Here is a 16,830-nt window from a genome sequence, read left to right as displayed (position 1 = left end):
AAATGAAACGTATTGGTGTATTAACAAGTGGTGGAGATTCACCTGGTATGAATGCTGCCATTCGTGCAGTTGTTCGTAAAGCGATTTTCCATGATATTGAAGTATATGGTATTTACCATGGATACGCTGGTTTAATTTCTGGTCATATTGAAAAATTAGAACTTGGTTCTGTTGGCGATATTATCCACCGTGGTGGTACAAAATTATATACAGCAAGATGTCCTGAGTTTAAAGATCCAGAAGTACGACTAAAAGGTATCGAGCAATTAAAGAAACACGGTATCGAAGGACTTGTTGTTATTGGTGGAGATGGTTCTTACCAAGGTGCTAAAAAATTAACTGAACAAGGATTCCCATGTGTTGGTGTACCAGGTACAATCGACAATGATATTCCTGGAACAGATTTCACAATTGGTTTCGATACAGCTTTAAATACTGTTATTGATGCAATTGATAAAATTCGTGACACAGCTACATCTCATGAACGTACATATGTTATCGAAGTAATGGGACGTCATGCTGGAGATATCGCATTATGGGCTGGTTTAGCTGATGGTGCTGAAACAATTTTAATTCCAGAAGAAGAGTATGACATGGAAGATGTTATTGCTCGTCTGAAGCGCGGTAGTGAACGTGGTAAAAAACACAGTATTATCATTGTGGCTGAAGGTGTTGGAAGTGCAATTGACATCGGTAAGCATATTGAAGAAGCAACAAACTTTGATACTCGTGTAACTGTGTTAGGTCACGTACAACGTGGTGGATCACCAAGTGCACAAGATCGTGTATTAGCAAGCCGTCTTGGCGCAAGAGCAGTTGAATTATTAATTGCTGGTAAAGGTGGACGTTGTGTAGGTATTCAAGATAATAAACTTGTTGATCATGACATTATCGAAGCGTTAGCTCAAAAGCATACAATCGATAAAGATATGTATCAATTATCTAAAGAATTATCCATCTAATCGGCTTAATGTCGGATATTTGGGAACGGTTTCATAATTTTCGGAGGTGCAATATGCGTAAAACTAAAATTGTATGTACTATAGGTCCTGCTAGTGAAAGTATTGAAAAATTAGAGCAATTAATCGAAGCGGGTATGAACGTTGCTCGTTTAAACTTCTCTCATGGTAGCCATGAAGAGCACGGCGCTCGCATTAAAAACATTCGTGAAGCTTCAAAGAAAACTGGTAAAACAGTTGGTATTTTACTTGATACAAAAGGTCCAGAAATCCGTACTCACGACTTCGTAGACGGACAAGCTGAGCTTGTAACAGGTGCAGAAGTAGTTCTTTCTACTGAGCAAGTATTAGGTACTGCAGAGAAGTTCTCTGTATCTTATGCTGGTCTTTATGATGATGTAGACCCAGGTTCTCGCATTCTAATCGATGACGGTCTTATCGAGCTAGAAGTAATCGAAAAAGCTGACGGAAACATCCGTACAAAAGTTCTTAACAGCGGAACTGTAAAAAATAAAAAAGGTGTTAACGTACCAAACGTAAGCATTAAGCTTCCTGGTATCACTGAAAAAGACGTAAAAGATATCATCTTCGGTATCGAGCAAAAAGTTGATTTCATCGCAGCTTCATTCGTACGTAAAGCATCTGACGTATTAGAAATTCGCGAATTATTAGAAGAGCATAACGCTCAATATATCCAAATCGTACCAAAAATTGAAAACCAAGAGGGTATCGATAACATCGATTCAATCTTAGAAGTTTCTGACGGTTTAATGGTAGCTCGTGGTGATATGGGTGTAGAAATTCCACCAGAAGAAGTACCATTAGTACAAAAACGTCTAATCAAAAAATGTAACGTGTTAGGTAAACCAGTTATTACTGCGACACAAATGTTAGATTCTATGCAACGTAACCCACGTCCAACTCGTGCGGAAGCAAGTGACGTAGCTAACGCAATCTTCGATGGTACAGATGCAATCATGCTTTCGGGTGAAACAGCTGCTGGTCAATACCCAGTAGAAGCAGTAACAATGATGGCTAACATTGCAGTACGTGTTGAAAAATCATTACAATACGAAGATATGTTCAAAAAACGTATTAAAGAGTTCACTCCAACAATTACAGATGCAATTAGCCAATCTGTTGCGCATACAGCACTTGCTCTTGATGTAGCTGCAATCGTAGCTCCAACAGAAAGTGGATATACTGCGAAAATGATCTCTAAATATCGTCCAAAATCTCCAATCGTAGCTGTAACATCTGACGAGCAAGTAGGACGTCGTCTTGCACTTGTTTGGGGTGTACAAGCATTTATGGCTGGAAAACGTGCAGCGTCTACTGACGAAATGTTAGATACTGCAATTCAAACAGGTATGGATGCAGGTCTAATCGGACTTGGAGATACTGTAGTAATCACTGCTGGTGTACCAGTTGCTGAAACTGGTACAACAAACTTAATGAAAATCCACGTTGTTGGTGAAGAAGTTGCTAAAGGACAAGGAATCGGTCGTAAAGCTGCAAAAGGTAAAGTAGTTGTAGCGAAAACAGCTGCTGAAGCTGTAGCGAACGTAAACGAAGGTGATATCCTTGTTACAACAAGCACTGATAAAGATATGATTCCTGCAATCGAAAAAGCTGCTGCTCTAGTTGTAGAAGAAGGCGGTTTAACAAGCCACGCGGCTGTTGTAGGTGTATCAATCGGTATTCCTGTTATCGTTGGTGTAAACGGCGTAACAGCAACTTTAAAAAATGGCCAAGAAGTAACAGTTGATGCAGCACGTGGAATTGTTTATAATGGACATGCGGAAGTGCTATAAGTAATACGGAGAGAAGGATCGGAGTCCTTCTCTTTTTTTTACACAAAAATGAGATATAACTAGCTTGAGACGTCTGAAATTGCTTTTAAAAGCTGTTCATGAGGAAGTTTCATAAGAAAGTGTATTCGATTTTAATGTGGTGTATATGGGCGTTATGAGGGCGTTTAAAGTGATCGTATATGAGAGGAGTGTAGAACTATGAAGTGGTTACTATTGTTGTTTATTTTAATACCGGCGATTGAGATTACGGTCTTAATTGGATCGAGTCATGTAATAGGTTTATGGTCTACGTTCGCTATGATTATACTTACGGGTGTTGTAGGTGTGTATTTAGCGAAAAGGCAAGGTTTTAAAGTGCTTGGAGAGATTCAATCTAAGTTGAATAGAGGGGAAATGCCAGGAGGAGCAGTGCTGGATGGTATTTTTATCTTTGTAGGAGGTATTCTTTTAGTACTTCCTGGATATGTAACGGATATAATGGGTTTTATCTTTGTTATCCCTGTGACGAGGGCTTTGTTGAAGCCATTTGTTATGAAGTGGATGGAATGGAAGTTTAGGAAGAACTCTACTATTATTGTGCAGAAATAGTGCTTAGATTATAGCGATCTAAGCACTATTTTTTTGTCTGCAAAAAGGATGAAGGGATGGTTAAAGGGCTGTTGGTTAAAATTGGGTGAGTGTGAAGGGGGGGGATTGGACTGTCAATAAAAGTCTGGTTGGTGAAGATTAATAATGAGTGGGGGATAAAATCCTTAAAGGTTAAAGTTTTATCCCGCTTTAATGGGCAGTAAGACCCCCACCTCAAAATTCAGCGAAAGCAAAGAAGTTAGGAGGGGGATCAACTGCCCATAAAAGTCCGATTGGTTCAACTAATAATCAGTGGGGGATGAAGAAAACCCCCACTGATTAAAGTTTCACTTTATTTGCTGTATATTTTTCGATTGGATCTGTGATTTGAGGAGTTAGTAGCTCTTAATGAGTGTAATTTAAGAAAAAAGATCTGAACTTAAGTTTGTTTTTGTATATAAAAAGAATCAGTTGGTTCGGAAAAGTTAAAAGAGAGCAGTGAAATGCTTAGTTTAAGTCTAATTCTATAATGATTTGTATATTTATTCATTTACATAAAAAGTAATAAATGTAAGTAATAATTATAAAAGCAATAGAATAAATATGTAAAAATACCTCGGAATATGCGTTTTTTATACAAAAAAACAAGAGAATGATCCTTTTTGGGTGCAATTCTCTTGTTGGATGTAATGAGTATGAAAAATAAGTACAAGGAATAATCAGTGGGAATTTCCCACTGATTACATGTAAGTTTTTGTTGTATATGAATTAGAAACTATAATTTTGAAGGTGAGCCTTTAATATATTTCCACAAATCATGGAATACACGAGCTTTGTGCAATGTATTAAGTAGTACTAAGGTGACTGGACCGATGATTAATCCTAAAAAGCCAAAGAGTTTAAAGCCGACAAATAGAGCGATTAGTGTTGCTAATGGATCGAGGCCAATATTAGAAGAAAGTACTTTAGGCTCCATAATTTGTCTTTGGACAATCACGACGATGTATAAAATGAGAAGACCAATGGCGAAAGCAGTGTCGCCAGTGAAAAATACGTATATAACCCAAGGAACGAAAACAGCTCCTGTTCCTAAATACGGGAGTAAATCTACAACCCCTGTAATAATCGCGATAGTAATGGCGTATGGTACGCGTAATATTAAAAGTCCGATTAGTACAATAACAGTTGTCATAGATACGAGTGTAAGTTGCGCTTTAACGAAACCGAATAAAGCTTTTCTTAAATCGACAAAAATCGTTTTTCCGTAGCCATGAACACGGTTGGGTAAAAATTTCCTTACTTTTTGAGCAAGACGATGCCAATCGTAACTAATGAAGAAAGTGGCTAATAAAACGAATACAAGCACAGTTAAAGTTGTTGGTAATGCACTAATGAAATTTGTTAATCCGCTTATAATAGCAGTTAAAAGTTCTTTCATTTGCGTCGTAGCTTCTGTTCCTAGGTTTTGAATGTTTTGTGTAATCGTATAGCGCTGTGGTTCCCCAAGATGATTAAATTTAGAAATTAAATCATCATAGAGAGGCATAATATGATTAAGTGCAAATTGCTGAGCGAATGCAACGATATCCGGAAACTTTACTGTAACAAGTTGTAGTAAGTATGTTGTGGCAGATATTGCCTCTGTTACAAGATATGTAACGAGTCCGACGATAGCTCCGAATACGAGAATTAAGCTAACGAGTACTGCTAGTGCGCGAGGAAATTGTAGTTTTTGATTCAGGAAATTGACGACAGGATTAATCAAATAAGCAAATGCGAAAGCGATAATAAAAGGGTAGATAAGTCCTGACATATATAGTAATGCATAGAACCCGGCTACCGTCGCTACAATGACAAATATGAGTCGCAATATCATATATAGTAAGTTTCGATTCAAAGATGTATACCTCCCATTCCAATTTGGATTATCCTAATTCGTTCAACTTATAACGAGTGTGCCCCACTGATTAAAGTTTCACTTTATGTTATAGTGGAATGATGGATTTTTCCTGCTTTTTCAGTACGTGAGTGACTGGGAAAGCTTGGTGTTGATGCTTCTACTATATGGTAAAAACTTCATTTTCTCTTCTTTTTATTTTACCTGTTTCTTATTAGAAAAGAAAGGAGAGACGAACGCTTTTAAAAATGTATACATGCTTAAATTTTGATGGTGAAAGTCTCAGTTTGTCATTTTGAAATACATAAAAAAGTGAAGTGGTTTATGTTGAATAGGCATCGATATAGCATGTATAACGATAGGTTTAAAGGTATTTGTGTTTGGAAATGAGTTCATTATTTTCAGAAAGGAAGTGTAAACATGATTAGTCAGTCAACGTTATTTTTATTCATACTACTTATTATAGGACTTATTGCGAAAAACCAATCGTTAACTGTAGCTATTGGTGTGTTATTTTTATTGAAATTTACGTTTCTAGGAGATAAAGTCTTTCCGTATTTACAAACGAAAGGAATTAACCTCGGTGTTACGGTTATTACAATAGCGGTACTCGTACCGATCGCGACGGGGGAAATAGGTTTTAAACAACTTGGAGAAGCAGCGAAATCGTATTATGCATGGATTGCTTTAGCTTCAGGGGTAGCGGTTGCTTTGTTAGCGAAAGGCGGCGTACAATTATTGACGACGGATCCTCATATTACAACTGCGCTCGTTTTCGGGACAATTATAGCGGTTGCTTTATTTAATGGAGTTGCTGTAGGCCCGTTAATTGGGGCTGGAATTGCCTATGCAGTGATGAGTATTATACAGATGTTTAAATAAGGAATTTTATAGTAATATAAAAATTTTGAATTCTTTCTGTTCACAAAAGTCAGATAATTGTTTATAATAGGATTAGAAACTTTGAAAAGTTACATAACAGCCGAGACTTTACACCAGATAAAATAAAAACAACATAAAACAATTTTATAATGATATTGTTTTATGTTGTTTTTATCATAAAACTCTTCGGAATTCATTTTCCTCACTAACTTGTTGTTTTGAGCGTGAGGATTCGGGGAGACATTCACGCTCATGCTTTCCATGTAGACAACGGACATAAGAGGGGAACATCGCAACAAATTTGCATGAACGTGCATTTTGCTTGCCTAAAGAGTGAACGGGCGTTCATAATTCAAAAGGGAAGCAAATAGATATAAGGAGCAAGGTTGGGAGAATTTTCAGGAAAAGGAGAGAATGTCATGACTGTTATTCGAGGTTTAGAAGGGGTAGTAGCAACAACATCATCTGTGAGCTCTATTATTGATGATACATTAACTTATGTTGGGTATAATATTGATGATTTAGCGGAGAATGCTACATTTGAAGAAGTAGTGTACTTATTATGGCATCGCAAGCTTCCTAACGAACAAGAACTAGCGGGATTTAAAGAGATTGTATCGGAATACTATAAAGTGCCAGGTGAGATTTTAACATATTTGAAACAAGTAGATTTAAAAATCGCGCATCCGATGTCTGTTTTACGAACTGCAATTTCCATGCTATCATTATACGATGAGAGCGCTGAAATTATGGATGAAAAGTCCAATTATTTGAAAGCGGTTAAATTACAGGCTCAAGTGGGAACTTTAGTTGCTGCTTATGCAAGAATTCGTAAAGGTTTAGATGTTGTTGAACCTAGAAATGATTTATCATTAGCTGCAAACTTCTTGTACATGTTAAATGATCGCGAACCGAATGAAGTTGAAATTGAAGCTTTTGATAAGGCGCTTGTACTTCACGCAGATCATGAGTTAAACGCTTCTACATTTACTGCGCGCGTTTGTGTAGCTACACTTTCAGATGTATATTCTGGTATTACAGCAGCAATCGGTGCGTTAAAAGGTCCTCTTCACGGCGGGGCAAATGAAAATGTAATGAAGATGTTAACTGAAATTGGCGAAGAAGAAAATGTAGAATCATATATTCATAATGCTCTTCAAAATAAAGTGAAAATCATGGGCTTTGGCCACCGTGTATATGAGCAGGGTGATCCACGTGCAAAACATTTACGTGAAATGTCCAAGAGATTATGCGTGCTTTTAGGAGAAGACAAATGGTATAATATGTCTATCAAAATTGAAGACATTGTAACAAAAGAAAAAGGTCTTCCACCAAATGTTGATTTCTATTCAGCTTCTGTATACCATTGTTTAGGAATTGACCATGACTTATTTACACCTATCTTTGCAATTAGCCGTATGTCAGGCTGGTTAGCTCATATTCTAGAACAATATGAAAACAACCGTTTAATCCGTCCGCGTGCTGATTATAATGGACCAACACATCAAGTGTACGTTCCAATTGCACAACGATAAGCGAAAAACACTATTTTGATAGTGAAAATACGCTTTCAAAAGTCTGATTTTTTCGGAAAGATGTAATGATTAGAATATTTTAATTTGACTAACGGTTTGAACTGAGGGGTTATTCCCTCAGTTTCATACATATGAAATTTCAAACATGGGGGTTATCACATTGACGACAGGTGAAAAAATTACTGTAACTAATGGTGTTATGAATGTACCAAACAATCCGATTATTCCATTTATTGAAGGAGATGGAATTGGTCCTGATATTTGGGCAGCTGCATCTCGAGTACTAGAAGCGGCAGTTGAAAAAGCTTATGATGGTGAGAAGAAAATCGTTTGGAAAGAAGTGCTTGCAGGGGAAAAAGCATTCAACCAAACAGGCGAGTGGTTACCAGAAGAAACTTTAAATTTAATTCGTGAGTATTTAATCGCGATTAAAGGTCCACTTACAACTCCAGTTGGCGGTGGTATTCGTTCTTTAAACGTAGCACTTCGTCAAGAATTAGATTTATACGTATGTCTACGTCCAGTTCGTTATTTTGAAGGTGTTCCTTCACCTGTAAAACGTCCGGAAGATACTGATATGGTTATTTTCCGTGAAAATACAGAAGACATTTATGCTGGAATTGAATATGCACAAGGATCTCCAGAAGCAGAAAAAGTTCTTACTTTCTTAAAAGAAGCAATGGGTGTTAATAAAATCCGCTTCCCAGAAACATCTGGTATTGGTATTAAACCAATCTCAGAAGAAGGGACAAAGCGTCTTGTTCGTGCTGCAATTCAATATGCTATTAATGAAAAACGCTCTTCTGTTACATTAGTTCATAAAGGAAACATCATGAAATTTACAGAAGGTGCTTTCAAAAACTGGGGTTACGAAGTAGCGGAACAAGAATTCGGCGACAAAGTATTTACTTGGGCTGAATATGATCGTATCGTTGAGAAAGATGGTAAAGATGCAGCGAATAAAGCGATGGCAGACGCTGAAGTGGCTGGGAAAATCATCGTAAAAGATTCTATTGCAGACATCTTCTTACAACAAATTTTAACTCGTCCACGTGAGTTCGATGTTGTTGCGACAATGAACTTAAACGGAGACTACATCTCTGATGCACTTGCTGCACAAGTAGGTGGAATTGGTATTGCTCCTGGTGCAAACATTAACTATGTGACTGGACATGCTATCTTTGAAGCTACGCACGGTACAGCTCCAAAATATGCAGGTTTAGATAAAGTAAACCCATCTTCAGTTCTTCTTTCTGGTGTATTATTATTAGAACACTTAGGATGGAACGAAGCAGCGAAATTAGTAACTGCTTCTGTTGAGAAAACAATTGCTTCAAAAGTAGTAACTTATGATTTCGCACGCTTAATGGAAGGTGCGACAGAAGTGAAATGTTCTGAGTTCGCTAATGAACTTATTAAAAACATGGATGTAGCGATAATCAAAAACGCATAATTAAAGCGGGGGGTAAATTATGACAATCAAACGCAAGAAAGTTTCAGTCATCGGTGCAGGATTTACAGGAGCAACAACAGCATTCTTATTAGCACAAAAAGAACTTGCAGATGTTGTATTAGTGGACATTCCACAACTGGAAAATCCAACAAAAGGGAAAGCGTTAGATATGTTAGAAGCGAGCCCAGTACAAGGTTTTGATGCTAACATTATTGGAACATCTGATTACGCAGATACTGCTGATTCTGACGTTGTTGTGATTACAGCAGGTATTGCACGTAAGCCTGGTATGAGCCGTGATGACTTAGTAGCAACAAACTCTAAAATTATGAAAAGTATTACGCGCGACATTGCAAAACATTCACCAAATGCGATTATTGTTGTATTAACAAATCCAGTTGATGCAATGACATATTCTGTATTTAAAGAAGCAGGGTTCCCGAAAGAGCGTGTTATCGGTCAATCGGGCGTATTAGATACAGCTCGTTTCCGTACATTCATCGCACAAGAATTAAATCTTTCTGTGAAAGACATTACAGGATTTGTTCTTGGTGGCCACGGTGACGATATGGTACCTCTTGTACGTTATTCTTATGCAGGTGGCATTCCGTTAGAAACGTTAATTCCGAAAGAGCGTTTAGAAGCAATCGTAGAACGTACCCGTAAAGGTGGCGGAGAGATTGTAGGCTTATTAGGAAACGGTAGTGCATATTACGCACCAGCTGCTTCTTTAGTTGAAATGACAGAAGCAATTTTAAAAGATCAACGCCGTGTATTACCGGCTATTGCGTACCTTGAAGGGGAATATGGTTATAGCGACCTTTACTTAGGGGTACCAGTAATTCTAGGTGGTAACGGAATTGAAAAAATTATTGAATTAGAACTTCTTGCAGATGAAAAAGAAGCGTTAGATCGCTCTGTAGAATCTGTACGTAATGTTATGAAGGTTCTTATTTAATAATTAAATATAAGCGGAAAAAGATTCGGGGCCCCGAATCTTTTTCTACTATATATGCAAATGTTTTTTTGAAATAATATGAAAACGCTATCATTTGGTGTATCCTATAATGAAACTATAGATTTATACTATACATTGCCCTCATCATAGTAAATTTCGGATCAGGTATCGCTTTTAGTAGGATAATAAGGTGAAAAAATCGGAGGGGGTTGTAACATGTTAAAGAAAAAAGTTCAAATTGGTCGTAAAATGGATGAAATTACAGTAGGAGAGAAATTATCTATCACTGAAAAAATTGAGGATAAAGATTTGTTATTGTACTTAGGGTTAACGAATGATGCCAATCCATTATATATTCAGCATGATTACGCATCCCAAACTCCGTATGAAAAGCCGATTGTACCAAGCATTATGCTAACTGGAATGATTACAACGGCAGTTACGAAATATTTACCAGGTCCAGGTAGTCATATTACGAGAAAGGACCTTACGTTCGTGAAGCATGTTCACCATTATGAAACGTTACAAATCCACTTTGAAGTTGTGGCTGTTTCTGAGGAGGAACATACAATTGATATGCTTGTATCTGCTCATGATGAAAAAGGAGAAACGGTTGTAAAAGGTTCATTAACAGTAACGCCGCCTTTTAAATCAGTTTCTATTATGGAAAAAGCATTAGATAATTTTTAAAAAGTAAAAATATGAATAGCGCTAGCATACCTTTCTATAAGGGGGGCTAGCGCTATTTTTAGTTGAAGAATCCTTCTGTAAATCCTTCGGCGAAATCGGAACAACCTGTTTTAATCGTGTCCCAGCTTGGGGCGTTGAATGTAAGAATGCAAATTACTATTAAAGACAGAATAGGTAACACTAGTCGCATAATAGAGTCTCCTTATCTTTTATATTAGGATTTTTAGATTAACAATATTTACTATATATTAATTTGATAATTAAAGTCAATTGAAGGAGTGGTTTTTTAAGGTGAGATGGAAGAGAGAAGACGTTATCTTTGAAACGATGAGAGAGGCTGAAGTGTGGGCAGACGGGATCGCGAATGAAATGTATGGAAGAGTATTTGGTGGATATGAAACGCGGGACTATAAAATAGCGTATGCTCTTTCGTTCTTTCTAGCAAAAAATCACGAATTCAATATTCATACGGAAGTAGAATGGAATGAAAATATAGATGTATATAAAGTATGGATAACAACACGTTAATTGGAGTAAATGAGTAATAACAATAGAACAATCTGAATCCATGTATAGACAATTATATTGAGAGGGACCTTGTTTTCTAGTATGATGAGAATAACGGGGAAAATACTAGGATGAAGAAGGTTTCAAGTCTATAACTTGGAGGAAAAGAATGAACAATCGTATTTTAGTAGTTGATGATGAGGAGTTTATCTTAACTTTAATTGAATTTAATCTACAACAAGCTGGGTTTGAAGTAATAACAGCGATGGATGGAGAAATGGCGCTTCAAAAAGCGACAACAGAACGCCCAGATTTAATTATATTAGATTTAATGCTTCCAAAAATGGATGGTATGGAAGTGTGTAAAGAATTACGATTGCAGCGCGTTATGACGCCGATTTTAATGTTAACAGCAAAAGATGATGAATTTGATAAGGTGCTAGGTCTTGAACTAGGGGCAGATGATTATATGACGAAACCATTTAGCCCGAGGGAAGTTGTTGCACGTGTGAAGGCGATTTTGCGCCGTACGAAATTGCAGCAAGAAGAACAAGTTACAGAAACGTCAGATGAAGAAAGCATCACGATTGCGGAACTTAAAATTTTACCAGAGTTTTATGAAGCTTATTTCCAAGAAAGAAAGCTTGAATTAACACCAAAAGAATTTGAACTACTTGTTTATCTTGCAAAAAATAAGAGCCGTGTGTTGACACGTGATCAATTATTAAGTGCTGTATGGAATTATGATTTTGCTGGTGATACACGAATTGTTGACGTCCATATTAGCCATTTGCGCGATAAAATTGAAAAAAATACGAAAAAACCGACGTACATTAAAACGATACGTGGTTTAGGATATAAATTAGAGGAGCCAAAAGGGGATGAATAAATTTCGTTCCAGGCTTCTTTTTACATTTGTTTCTCTTATTGTTTTTATATTAGTCGGACTAGGTTTATTACTGGAAACCGTGTTTGAAAACTACTATATAGATCATGCAAAAGAGAGAATGGTAAAAGAGACAGAGTATGTTGCTGTATTAGCAGAAGAACAAGGTTTTGATGATGTTTTAAAAAATCCGTACGTATTTGAAAAGTTAGAAGAAAAAATATCAGCTTCTATTATATTTTTGGATGAAAAAAAGAACGTTCAATATAGCGGAGGAGAACAGTCTGCGTTTAGCCAAGGGATAATGAAAGAACTTTATTCTGAAACAACGAAACAAAGAAATAAAGTCATTACGAAAGAAACAGATCAAAATAATGAATTTTATCATGCGGTGTTCGTTCAAGATGTAGCAGGGAAACAAGGGTACATTTTGGTAAAAAGTACAATTGAGCCTTTGAAAGCTGTTCATCAAAAAACGTGGGGATTATTAATTATCGGATTTGTTATTGCGTGTCTCGTAGTCGTATTTTTAGGTATGAAAATTACAGGGCAATATATTAGGCCAATTGAATCCGTTACGAAAGTTGCTATCGAATTAGCGAAGGGCAATTATAAAGCACGCGCTTATGAAAGTCATTCGGATGAAACGGGAATGTTAAGTAAAGCGATTAATATTTTAGCTCGTAATTTACAAGAGATGACACTTGAGCAAGAAATGCAACAAGATCGTCTGCATACGTTAATTGAAAATATGGGAAGTGGAATGATTTTAATTGATAGCCGCGGTTATATAAACCTTGTGAATCGTTCGTATAAGGAAACTTTCCACGTAACAGATGAAGAATATTTAGATCGTTTATATTATGAATCGTTTCATCATCCAGAAATTATAGAACTTGTGGAAGAAATTTTTATGACAGAAGTGAAAGTGCGTAAACAAATGTTATTGCCGCTTGGAATTGAGCGAAAGCATTTTGAAGTATATGGAGCACCGATTATCGGGACGAACCATGAATGGAAAGGGATTGTCCTTGTATTCCATGACATTACTGAGTTAAAAAAATTAGAACAAATGAGAAAAGACTTTTTAGCGAATGTTTCTCATGAACTAAAGACACCGATTACGTCTATTAAAGGTTTTTCAGAAACGCTCTTGGACGGTGCTATGGATAATAAGAAATTCTGCGAACATTTCTTACACATTATTTTAAAAGAAAGTGAACGTATGCAAGGCTTAATTGAAGATTTATTAGATTTATCAAAGATTGAGCAACAAGGATTTAAATTGAGTATGGGGACCGTTGATATGAAGGGACTTCTTGAAGACATTCATATGGTGCTTGATAACAAAGCGGGAGAAAAAGAAATCTCTTTACAAGTAAATACGCTAAAACGAGTCTCTGTCATTGGAGATCCAAGTCGTTTGAAGCAAATCTTTATTAATTTAATTAATAATGCAATCGTATATACACCGGCTGGAGGCGTTGTTTCTGTAGAATTAGCAGAAGATAAATATAATGCTTATATAAAAGTTTCGGATACTGGAATTGGTATTAGTAAAGATGAAATTCCGCGTATTTTTGAACGCTTTTACCGAGTAGATAAGGCGAGAAGTCGAAATACTGGTGGTACAGGCCTCGGATTATCGATTGTAAAGCATTTAGTCGAGGCACATCACGGTACGATTACAGTGGATAGTGAAGTTGGGGAAGGGACAACATTTACAGTTGTTTTACCAAAATCAGCAACTGAAAAATAGGATGAAGGATGTTTACAATATATTAACAATGGCTTAATTAAATATTAATAAAGCTCTGTTAATATAATACATGAAAACCCCTTCATCCAAGGAGTAATTTTGGACGAGAATAGTTATGCTGTTCTCGTCACTTCCCTTTTATATTAGTAAACGTTTTTATATATGATAGAAAATAGCCGTTATTTTTCTTCTCTCTATTAGTCATGTTAATATAGAGAGAGGAAAGGAACGGTTTTTTTCTGTGAAAAAAATCATTTCAAATTTGCATGGGGAGGTTTCTGATTTGGAAAAAAAGGTCGTATTAGTAGATGGTAATAATATCGCGTATCGTGCTTTCTTTGCACTACCGCTTTTAAATAACGACAAAGGTATACATACGAACGCAATTTACGGTTTTACAATGATGTTAATGAGAATATTAGAGGAAGAAAAACCGACGCATATGTTAGTAGCATTTGATGCGGGGAAAACGACATTCCGTCATAAAACATATAGTGAGTATAAAGGAGGACGTCAAAAGACTCCACCTGAATTATCAGAGCAATTCCCGTTTATTCGTGAGATGCTTGATGCATTCAATGTACCGCGTTATGAGCTTGAAAATTATGAAGCGGATGACATTATGGGAACGTTAGCGAAAGAAGCGAGTGAACAAGGAGCAAATGTAAAAGTTATTTCAGGAGATAAAGATTTACTTCAACTTGTTTCTGATAACACGCTCGTATGTATTCCTCGAAAAGGGATTACGGAAGTAGATGAATATACGAAAGAAGCTTTATTTGAGAAATACAGTTTATCACCAAAGCAAATTATCGATATGAAAGGTTTAATGGGAGACCAATCAGATAATATTCCAGGTGTACCAGGAGTTGGTGAAAAAACTGCAATTAAATTGTTAACACAGTTTGGAACGGTCGAAGAAGTGTATGAAAATATAGATCAAGTAAGCGGGAAGAAATTAAAAGAAAAACTGGAAGCAAATAAAGACCAAGCTCTTATGAGTAAAGATCTTGCAACTATTATTACAGATGCGCCGATTGCTGTGCATGTGGATGATATGGAGTATAAAGGATATGAAGCAAGTGATGTCATTCCGATGTTTGAGAGTTTAGGGTTTACATCGCTTTTAAATAAATTAGGTGTTACGCCAGAAGAAACGGCTCCGGCTGAATTAGATGAGATTACATTTGATATTGTGGAAGAAGTTACAGAAGAAATGCTTCAGCAAGATAGTGCGCTTATTGTTGAAGTACAAGAAGATAACTATCATAAAGCAGATATTCAAGGTTTCGGTATTCAAAATGAAAATGGCTGTTATTTTATTCAAACAGACATCGCTCTTAAGTCAGACGCTTTTAAAGAGTGGCTTGCAGATGGGGAAATGAGAAAGTATACATTTGATGCGAAGCGTGCGATCGTTGCACTGAAATGGAACGATATAGATATGCAAGGGATTGACTTTGATCTATTAATCGCTGCTTATTTACTTGATCCGGCTGATACGGATAAAGATTTCCGTACTGTAGCGAAAATGAAAGAAACGCATGCTGTGAAATCTGATGAAGAAGTTTACGGAAAAGGTGCGAAGCGTGCTGTTCCAGAGCTAGACGTAGTAGCGGAGCATGTAGCTCGTAAAGTGCATGTATTATACGATGTAAAGCAAACATTCGTTGAAGAGTTAGAAAAGAATGAGCAATATGAACTGTTTACCGAGTTAGAATTACCACTTGCACGTGTATTAGCTGATATGGAAGTAAAAGGTGTAAAAGTTGATACAGAGCGTCTTCGGAATATGGGAGAAGAACTTGCAGGTAGATTAAAGGAAATGGAACAAGAAATTTATAAGCTTGCGGGAACAGAATTTAATATTAATTCACCGAAGCAGCTTGGTGTTATTCTGTTTGAGAACTTAAACTTACCAGTTATTAAAAAGACGAAAACAGGTTATTCTACGTCAGCTGATGTACTAGATAAGCTGATGGATCACCATGAAATTATTCCAAACATTTTACATTACCGTCAATTAGGGAAACTAAACTCAACGTATATTGAAGGTTTATTAAAAGTTGTACATGAAGACACATCTAAAATCCATACTCGTTTCAATCAAGTATTAACGCAAACGGGCCGATTAAGTTCAACGGATCCGAACTTGCAAAATATCCCGATTCGATTAGAAGAAGGAAGAAAGATTCGTCAGGCATTCGTTCCATCAGAAGAAGGATGGATTATGTACGCGGCAGATTATTCGCAAATTGAACTTCGTGTATTAGCTCATATTGCAAATGATAAAGGGCTAGTTGACGCGTTCCAACATGACATGGATATTCATACGAAAACAGCTATGGATGTATTTGGCGTTGAAAAAGATGAAGTAACTTCAAATATGAGACGACAAGCGAAAGCTGTTAACTTCGGAATTGTGTATGGTATTAGTGATTATGGTCTTTCACAAAACTTAGGAATTACAAGAAAAGCAGCAGCGGAATTTATTGAAAAGTATTTAGAAAGTTTCCCTGGTGTACAAGAATACATGGATGACATCGTAAAAGATGCGAAGCAAAAAGGATATGTGGCTACATTATTAAATCGTCGCCGTTACATTCCGGAAATTACGAGTCGTAATTTCAATTTACGCAGCTTTGCTGAGCGTACAGCTATGAATACGCCAATCCAAGGTACTGCAGCAGATATTATTAAAAAAGCGATGATTATTATGGCAGATCGTTTAGAAGAAGAAGGATTACAAGCTCGTCTTCTATTGCAAGTACACGATGAATTAATATTTGAGGCACCAAAAGAAGAAATTGAAAAATTAGAGAAGCTTGTACCAGAAGTAATGGAGCATGCAATTGAACTCGCAGTTCCGCTAAAAGTTGATTATTCTTACGGTCCAACTTGGTACGACGCAAAATAAGGAAGT

Annotated in this window: 14 protein-coding genes; 12 read left to right on the top strand and 2 right to left on the bottom strand. The window is 36.6% G+C overall.

Features of this window, described 5'->3' with window-relative positions; all coding sequences use genetic code 11:
- Nucleotides 1-2: 2 nt before the first annotated feature.
- The 3 genes from pfkA (at nt 3) to ACUXEY_RS07265 (ending at nt 3,361) form a co-directional block, all read left to right on the top strand.
- Entirely contained in the window at nt 3-962 is a 960-nt protein-coding gene (gene pfkA / locus ACUXEY_RS07275; protein WP_000821161.1) for a 6-phosphofructokinase, read from the top strand.
- Nucleotides 963-1,015: 53 nt separating this feature from the next.
- Complete coding sequence (pyk, locus tag ACUXEY_RS07270; protein WP_060632499.1) at nt 1,016-2,773, top strand: pyruvate kinase; 1,758 nt, start codon at nt 1,016-1,018, stop codon at nt 2,771-2,773.
- Between the two features lie 198 nt (nt 2,774-2,971).
- A complete protein-coding gene (locus ACUXEY_RS07265) occupies nt 2,972-3,361 on the top strand; it encodes an FxsA family protein (protein ID WP_166702990.1) in 390 nt (129 codons plus the stop codon).
- Between the two features lie 754 nt (nt 3,362-4,115).
- On the opposite strand, the gene ytvI is transcribed toward ACUXEY_RS07265, so the two are convergent.
- Nucleotides 4,116-5,237, bottom strand: a complete 1,122-nt coding sequence (ytvI, locus tag ACUXEY_RS07260) for a sporulation integral membrane protein YtvI (RefSeq protein ID WP_001081378.1) — start codon at nt 5,235-5,237, stop codon at nt 4,116-4,118.
- A 420-nt stretch (nt 5,238-5,657) separates the two neighbouring features.
- On the opposite strand from ytvI, the gene ACUXEY_RS07255 reads away from it, so the two are divergent.
- The 5 genes from ACUXEY_RS07255 to ACUXEY_RS07235 all read left to right on the top strand — a co-directional run bounded on the left by ACUXEY_RS07255 (nt 5,658) and on the right by ACUXEY_RS07235 (nt 10,755).
- On the top strand, nt 5,658-6,119 hold the full coding sequence (locus ACUXEY_RS07255; protein ID WP_000625507.1) for a DUF441 domain-containing protein: 462 nt from the start codon (nt 5,658-5,660) through the stop codon (nt 6,117-6,119).
- A 386-nt stretch (nt 6,120-6,505) separates the two neighbouring features.
- Nucleotides 6,506-7,654 carry a citrate synthase gene (gene citZ, locus ACUXEY_RS07250; RefSeq protein WP_208326584.1) on the top strand — a complete coding sequence of 383 codons (1,149 nt, stop codon included), beginning with the start codon at nt 6,506-6,508 and terminating at the stop codon, nt 7,652-7,654.
- A 160-nt stretch (nt 7,655-7,814) separates the two neighbouring features.
- Nucleotides 7,815-9,107: an NADP-dependent isocitrate dehydrogenase gene (icd, locus tag ACUXEY_RS07245; protein ID WP_000206903.1), complete on the top strand. Its 1,293-nt coding sequence runs from the start codon at nt 7,815-7,817 to the stop codon at nt 9,105-9,107.
- A gap of 19 nt (nt 9,108-9,126) precedes the next feature.
- Nucleotides 9,127-10,065, top strand: coding sequence for a malate dehydrogenase (mdh, locus tag ACUXEY_RS07240; RefSeq protein WP_070171454.1), 939 nt, complete (start codon nt 9,127-9,129; stop codon nt 10,063-10,065).
- A 216-nt stretch (nt 10,066-10,281) separates the two neighbouring features.
- A complete protein-coding gene (locus ACUXEY_RS07235; protein ID WP_000914180.1) occupies nt 10,282-10,755 on the top strand; it encodes a MaoC family dehydratase in 474 nt (157 codons plus the stop codon).
- 58 nt (nt 10,756-10,813) lie between these two features.
- On the opposite strand, the gene ACUXEY_RS07230 is transcribed toward ACUXEY_RS07235, so the two are convergent.
- Nucleotides 10,814-10,945, bottom strand: coding sequence for a hypothetical protein (locus ACUXEY_RS07230; RefSeq protein WP_461300377.1), 132 nt, complete (start codon nt 10,943-10,945; stop codon nt 10,814-10,816).
- Nucleotides 10,946-11,046: 101 nt separating this feature from the next.
- Here ACUXEY_RS07230 and ACUXEY_RS07225 point away from each other — a divergent pair, with 101 nt between their 5' ends.
- The 4 genes from ACUXEY_RS07225 to polA all read left to right on the top strand — a co-directional run bounded on the left by ACUXEY_RS07225 (nt 11,047) and on the right by polA (nt 16,824).
- The gene (locus ACUXEY_RS07225; protein ID WP_166702988.1) at nt 11,047-11,283 is read left to right on the top strand and encodes a hypothetical protein; all 237 of its coding nucleotides are present in this window, start codon (nt 11,047-11,049) and stop codon (nt 11,281-11,283) included.
- Nucleotides 11,284-11,431: 148 nt separating this feature from the next.
- The gene (gene phoP, locus ACUXEY_RS07220; RefSeq protein ID WP_166702987.1) at nt 11,432-12,151 is read left to right on the top strand and encodes a two-component system response regulator PhoP; all 720 of its coding nucleotides are present in this window, start codon (nt 11,432-11,434) and stop codon (nt 12,149-12,151) included.
- Nucleotides 12,144-13,907 (top strand): sensory box histidine kinase PhoR, encoded by a 1,764-nt coding sequence (gene phoR / locus ACUXEY_RS07215; protein WP_461300376.1) that lies wholly within the window; start codon nt 12,144-12,146, stop codon nt 13,905-13,907. Before phoP ends, phoR begins: the two co-directional genes overlap by 8 nt.
- 283 nt (nt 13,908-14,190) lie before the next feature.
- Nucleotides 14,191-16,824 (top strand): DNA polymerase I, encoded by a 2,634-nt coding sequence (gene polA / locus ACUXEY_RS07210; RefSeq protein WP_461300375.1) that lies wholly within the window; start codon nt 14,191-14,193, stop codon nt 16,822-16,824.
- The last annotated feature ends 6 nt before the right edge of the window (nt 16,825-16,830 follow it).

The organism is Bacillus sp. F9_6S_D1_P_5 (assembly GCF_054823925.1).
Note: the sequence above shows the minus strand (reverse complement) of the source record. Positions and strands in the feature narration are given on the sequence as shown.

Coding starts and splice junctions, on each gene's coding strand:
- pfkA (WP_000821161.1), top strand. CDS start 3: ATGAAACGTATTGGTGTATTAACAAGTGGTGGAGATTCACCTGGTATG.
- ACUXEY_RS07255 (WP_000625507.1), top strand. CDS start 5,658: ATGATTAGTCAGTCAACGTTATTTTTATTCATACTACTTATTATAGGA.
- phoR (WP_461300376.1), top strand. CDS start 12,144: ATGAATAAATTTCGTTCCAGGCTTCTTTTTACATTTGTTTCTCTTATT.
- ACUXEY_RS07230 (WP_461300377.1), bottom strand. CDS start 10,945: ATGCGACTAGTGTTACCTATTCTGTCTTTAATAGTAATTTGCATTCTT.
- ACUXEY_RS07235 (WP_000914180.1), top strand. CDS start 10,282: ATGTTAAAGAAAAAAGTTCAAATTGGTCGTAAAATGGATGAAATTACA.
- pyk (WP_060632499.1), top strand. CDS start 1,016: ATGCGTAAAACTAAAATTGTATGTACTATAGGTCCTGCTAGTGAAAGT.
- mdh (WP_070171454.1), top strand. CDS start 9,127: ATGACAATCAAACGCAAGAAAGTTTCAGTCATCGGTGCAGGATTTACA.
- phoP (WP_166702987.1), top strand. CDS start 11,432: ATGAACAATCGTATTTTAGTAGTTGATGATGAGGAGTTTATCTTAACT.
- ACUXEY_RS07265 (WP_166702990.1), top strand. CDS start 2,972: ATGAAGTGGTTACTATTGTTGTTTATTTTAATACCGGCGATTGAGATT.